This is a genomic window from Streptomyces sp., from assembly GCF_035563135.1.
In the GTDB taxonomy this organism is placed as follows: Bacteria; Actinomycetota; Actinomycetes; order Streptomycetales; family Streptomycetaceae; genus Streptomyces.
On record NZ_DATMVN010000651.1, the window covers coordinates 1 to 4,067 of the forward strand.

Consider the following 4,067-nt stretch of genomic DNA (forward strand, 5'->3'; position numbering starts at 1 on the left):
TGCCCCGCGCGCCCATCTCCAGCACGAGGTGGCGGGTCTCCGCCGTGGCGCGCAGCGCGGTGAGCGGCAGGCCGATCTCGTTGTTGAGGGAACCGGGCGTCCAGACCGTGGGCGCCTTGCGCTCCAGGAGCTGGGCGATCAGGTCCTTCGTGGACGTCTTGCCGGCCGAGCCGGTCAGCCCGACGACGGTGGTGCCGAGGCGTTCGACGACGGAGCGGGCGAGGGCGCCGAGCGCGGCCACGACGTCGTCGACCACGATCGCCGGCACACCGACGGGACGGGCGGCGAGCACGGCCGCCGCGCCCGCCTCGACGGCGCGCTGCGCGTAGTCGTGGCCGTCGACCCGCTCGCCCGCGAACGCGGCGAACAGCGAGCCCTGCCGCACCTCCCGGGAGTCGATGACGACGGGGCCGGTGACGACGACGGAGGGGTCCGGCATGTCATGCGGCTGTCCGCCGACGATTCCGGCGATCTCGGCGAGGGAAAGGGCGATCACTTGGTCATCCCTGACTGTTGTTCTCATGGGTGTGTACGCGGTCCTGGGGGGCCTGCACGGCGCCCGTGCGCCCCAGGGAGCGCTCGATGGCCTCGCGCAGGACCTCCCGGTCGTCGAAAGGACGTACCACTCCGTGGATGTCCTGGCCCTGCTCGTGTCCCTTTCCGGCCACCAGTACGGTGTCGCCGGGCTCGGCACGGGCGACCGCGGCGGCGATGGCCGCGGCCCGGTCGGCGTCCACGAGCACGTCGCCGCGCTCGTGGACGGGCACCTCGGCCGCGCCGGAGAGCATCGCGGCGAGGATCGCGAGGGGGTCCTCCGAGCGGGGGTTGTCGGAGGTCAGTACGGCGGTGTCGGCGAGCCGGGCGGCGGCGGCGCCCATCGGGCCGCGTTTCGTCGTGTCACGGTCGCCGCCGCAGCCGAGCACGATGTGCACCCGGCCCTCGGTGACCTTCTGCAGGGAGCGCAGGACGGATTCGACGGCGTCGGTCTTGTGCGCGTAGTCGACGACCGCGAGGTACGGCTGTCCGGCGTCGACGCGTTCCAGCCGGCCGGGGACACCGGGGACGGCCGCGATGCCGTCGGCCGCGGTCTGCGGGTCGAGGCCCGCCACGGCCAGGGTGACGATCGCGGCGAGGGTGTTGGCCACGTTGAACGGACCGGGCAGCGGGGCCCTGGCCGTGATGCGCTGGCCCTCGGGACCGAGCACGGTGAAGCTGCTGTCCTGGGGGCCGACTTCGACGTCCCCGGCCCGCCACGCGGCGTCCGGGTGGCCCTCCGCGGAGAAGGTGACGACCGGGACGGTCGCCTCCTCCACCAGCCTGCGGCCGTACTCGTCGTCGAAGTTGACGACACCGATCCTGCTGCGCTGCGGGGTGAACAGCTGCGCCTTGGCCTGGAAGTAGTCCTCCATCCCGGAGTGGAACTCCATGTGCTCCGGGCTGAGGTTGTTGAAGACGGCCACGTCGAAGACGCAGCCGTCGACCCGGCCCAGGACCAGGGCGTGGCTGGAGACCTCCATGGCGACCGCCTCGACCCCGCGTTCGCGCATGACGGCGAACAGGGCCTGGAGGTCGGTGGCTTCGGGGGTGGTGCGCTCCGACTTGATGCGCTCGTCGCCGATCCGCATCTCGACGGTGCCGATCAGCCCGGTGCTGCGTCCGGCGCCCCGCAGTCCGCCCTCGACGAGGTAGGCCGTGGTGGTCTTCCCGGACGTTCCGGTGATGCCGATCTGGAGGAGGCCGGCGCCCGGCCGTCCGTAGATCTCGGCCGCGATCTCGCCCATCCGGCCGCGGGGGTCCTCGGTGACGAGGACCGGGAGGCCGGTCTCGGCGGCACGCCCGGCGCCGGCCGGGTCGGTGAGGATCGCGGCCGCGCCGAGTCCCGCGGCCTGGGCGGAGAAGTCGGCGCCGTGGAAGCGGGCGCCGGGCAGGGCCGCGTACACGTCCCCGGGGCGCACGGCCCGGGAGTCGTGGGTGATTCCGGTGACCTCACCGGAATCCTGCGGTCCGGCATCGAGCCGGGCGGCCAGCTCTCCGAGGGGCGTCGGCCGCAGCCGGTCCGGCCGGGGCGCTCCCGGGTAGGTCACAGGCGCGTCCTTCTGAGTGGTTTGGCACTGATCAGCGTGGGGCACGGCGGTGAGCGTACCGGGCGGACCGGGCCTCTCGCGAAGTGAGGGGCCGGGGTTGCGGTACTTCTCGTTCCGGTTCCCGGGATCAGGAGTGATCGTCGTCACTGAGGGGTCCCGGGTCACTCGCCGGGCTTGAAGGAGACGGGCAGCCGGGCCGGGGCGCTGCCGGAGGGAGGTGTCTGGAGGGTCTTCAGGGCGAACTCCATGACCTTCTTGTAGATCGGGCCGCAGATCTGGCCGCCGAAGTAGCTGCCTTTGGTGGGGTTCTGGATGGCGCAGTAGACGGTGACCTGCGGATCGTCGGCGGGGGCGAAGCCCGCGAAGGACGCGGTGTAGCCCTTGTAGACGCCGTGTACGGGATCGACCCGGTTGGCCGTGCCCGTCTTGCCCGCGACCCGGTAGCCCTCGATGTGCGCCTTGGTCCCGGTGCCTTCTTCGTCGTCCACCACGGACTCCAGCATCTTCGCCAGGGTTTCGGCCGTCTTCTCGCTGACCACCCGGGTGCGTTCGGGGGCTTCGGACGCCGTGTAGCGGCCGGCGGCGTCCCTGGTCCCGCGGACCAGGGTCGGCTCGATCCTGACCCCGCCGTTGGCGACGGTCTGGTAGACCGACGTGGCCTGCATGGCGTTGAGCGAGAGTCCCTGGCCGAACGGGATCGTGTACTGCTGCGAGGTCGACCAGTCCTGGGGCTTGGCGACGATGCCGGGCGACTCGCCCGGGTAGTCGAGTCCGGTGGTGCTGCCGAGGCCGAATTTGCGCAGGTAGGAGTACAGGACCTTGTTGGCCTCGGCCTGGGTCTTCCCGAGCTGGCCGGTGGCCAGGATGGTGCCGATGTTGCTGGATTTGGCGAGTACGCCGTTGAGCGTGAGGTACCAGGTCGGGTGGTCGACGTCGTCCCTGAAGAGCCGGTCGCCCCGGTGCAGCCGGTTGGGGACGGTGACGTGCGTGCCGGGCGTGGCCGCTCCCTCCTCCAGCACGGCGGCGATGGACATGACCTTGCTGGTCGAGCCGGGTTCGTACACGTCCTGGAGGGCCGCGTTGCCCAGGGCGGCCGAGTTGCTCTGCGCGAGGTCGTTCGGGTCGTAGCCGGGAGCGTTGGCCATGGCCAGCACCTCACCGGTCTTCGTGTTCTGGACGATCACGTAACCGCGGTCCGCCGCGGACTTCTCGACCTGGTCGGCGATGGCTCGCTGGGCGGCCCACTGGATGTCGCGGTCGATCGTCAGCTCGACGTCGGTGCCCGCGACGGCCGGGACCTCCGTGGAGCCGGCGGTCGGCACGGGCCGGCCGCCCGCCTGGGCGTAGCGGATCTTGCCGTCCTCGCCCTGCAGCCGCTTGTTCAGCTGTGCTTCCAGGCCGCCGCCGCCCTTGCCCTCGGCATTGACGAATCCCAGTATCCCGGCGGCGAGGTCACCGTTGGGGTACACGCGCCTGGTGGTCGGCTCCTGGAGGACTCCGGCCAGCACGTTGGCTCCGGGGCCGCCGTTCGCCCGGTCCTCGGCCGCCTTCTCCGCGAGCGTGGATCTGAGGTCCTTGATCTGCTTCCAGACCTGCGGGGTCTGCCGCCGTGCGAGCACCTCGTAGCGGGTCCTGGCGGCCAGCTTCTTCGCCAGCTCCGCCTCGTCCTTGCCCAGGATCGGGGCGAGCAGGGCTGCCGCCTGCTGCGGGGCGTCCGTGACCTTGCTCTCCTCGGGCGTGAACAGCTTCGGGTCGGCGGTGATGTCGTGCGCGTCGACGCTGGTGGCCAGGGCGATACCGCTGCGGTCGGTGATCTCGCCGCGCTCGGCGGCGATCGTGTACTCCAGGTAGCGGTTCTTCTCGGCCTTGGCGGCGTACGTGCCGGCGTCGACCGCCTGCACCTGGAGGAGCCGGACGACGAAGGCCAGCATGACGAGGGTCAGGCAGAGGCTGATCAGGCGCAGCCGGGGGCGCGGACTGCCC

Annotated in this window: 3 protein-coding genes; all 3 read right to left on the bottom strand. The window is 71.7% G+C overall.

Features of this window, described 5'->3' with window-relative positions; genetic code table 11:
* On the bottom strand, nt 1-496 hold a 496-nt coding region (locus VN520_RS29170; protein WP_325749945.1), incomplete at its 3' end, for a Mur ligase family protein.
* Nucleotides 497-500: 4 nt separating this feature from the next.
* The gene (locus VN520_RS29175; RefSeq protein WP_414719982.1) at nt 501-2,231 is read right to left on the bottom strand and encodes a UDP-N-acetylmuramoyl-L-alanyl-D-glutamate--2,6-diaminopimelate ligase; all 1,731 of its coding nucleotides are present in this window, start codon (nt 2,229-2,231) and stop codon (nt 501-503) included.
* Nucleotides 2,232-2,245: 14 nt separating this feature from the next.
* Nucleotides 2,246-4,067, bottom strand: a 1,822-nt coding sequence (locus tag VN520_RS29180; protein ID WP_325749947.1) for a penicillin-binding protein 2, incomplete at its 5' end; no start/stop codon positions are given.